Here is a 1,452-nt window from a genome sequence, read left to right as displayed (position 1 = left end):
GTGGACGGCCTGCCACCGGACGCGTTTGCGGTGGTCTCCTTTCATCTGAACCAGTCACTCTCTTCGCTCTTTTCCCTCGATCTCTCTCTGGTCAGCCAGCAGTTTCTCTCCCTTGAATTTGCGCAGGTGCTGGACAAAATGGCCTACCTGACGGTATGGCAGGGCGATGACGTACAGCGCCGGGTGAAAGGTGTGGTGACCTGGTTTGAACTGGGGGAGAACGACAAAAACCAGATGCTGTACAGCATGAAGGTGTGCCCACCGCTGTGGCGCACAGGGCTGCGCCAGAACTTCCGTATCTTCCAGAATGAGGACATCGAAAGCATACTCGCGACGATCCTGAAAGAAAACGGGGTGACCGAGTGGAGTCCGCTGTTCAGCGAGCCGCATCCTTCCCGTGAGTTTTGTGTCCAGTACGGCGAAACCGATTACGATTTCCTGTGCCGGATGGCGGCGGAGGAAGGCATCTTCTTTTATGAGGAGCACGCGCAAAAAAGTACCGACCAGAGCCTGGTCCTGTGCGACACCGTGCGTTATCTGCCGGAGTCCTTTGAGATCCCCTGGAATCCGAACACCCGTACCGAGGTGAGCACCCTATGCATCAGCCAGTTCCTCTACAGCGCACAAATCCGCCCATCTTCCGTGGTGACCAAAGACTACACCTTTAAACGACCCGGCTGGGCAGGGCGTTTTGATCAGGAAGGCCAGCACCAGGATTACCAGCGCACACAGTATGAAGTGTATGACTACCCCGGACGTTTCAAGGGTGCCCACGGGCAGAACTTTGCCTGCTGGCAGATGGATGGCTGGCGAAACAACGCAGAAGTGGCGCGCGGAACAAGCCGTTCGCCGGAGATATGGCCGGGACGGCGAATTGCGCTGACGGGGCATCCGCAGGCGAACCTGAACCGGGAATGGCAGGTGGTGGCAAGTGAACTGCACGGCGAGCAGCCGCAGGCGGTGCCGGGACGCAGGGGTTCAGGTACCACGCTGAATAACCACTTTGCGGTAATACCGGCAGACAGAACATGGCGGCCACAGCCGTTGCTGAAACCGCTGGTGGACGGCCCGCAGAGCGCCGTCGTGACGGGACCGGCAGGAGAAGAAATCTTCTGTGATGAACATGGCCGCGTGCGGGTGAAATTTAACTGGGACCGCTATAACCCGTCAAACCAGGACAGTTCATGCTGGATCCGTGTGGCACAGGCGTGGGCAGGCACCGGCTTTGGCAACCTGGCGATACCGCGTGTGGGTCAGGAAGTCATTGTGGACTTCCTCAACGGCGATCCGGACCAGCCGATTATTATGGGGCGTACCTACCACCAGGAAAACCGCACCCCCGGCAGCCTGCCGGGAACAAAGACGCAGATGACCATTCGTTCGAAAACCTATAAGGGCAGCGGGTTTAATGAACTGAAGTTTGACGATGCGACAGGGAAAGAACAGGTCTAC

Annotated in this window: 1 protein-coding gene; it reads left to right on the top strand. The window is 57.9% G+C overall.

From position 1 onward, the window contains the following. Nucleotides 1-1,452, top strand: a 1,452-nt coding sequence (gene tssI, locus ACJHXB_RS24685; protein ID WP_410233552.1) for a type VI secretion system tip protein TssI/VgrG, incomplete at both ends; no start/stop codon positions are given.

It is taken from the genome of Escherichia sp. WS3227_2, assembly GCF_046486495.1.
Lineage (GTDB): Bacteria > Pseudomonadota > Gammaproteobacteria > Enterobacterales > Enterobacteriaceae > Escherichia > Escherichia coli.
The sequence above is the reverse complement of the archived record's forward strand: the minus strand, read 5'-3'. Positions and strand labels throughout refer to the sequence as shown.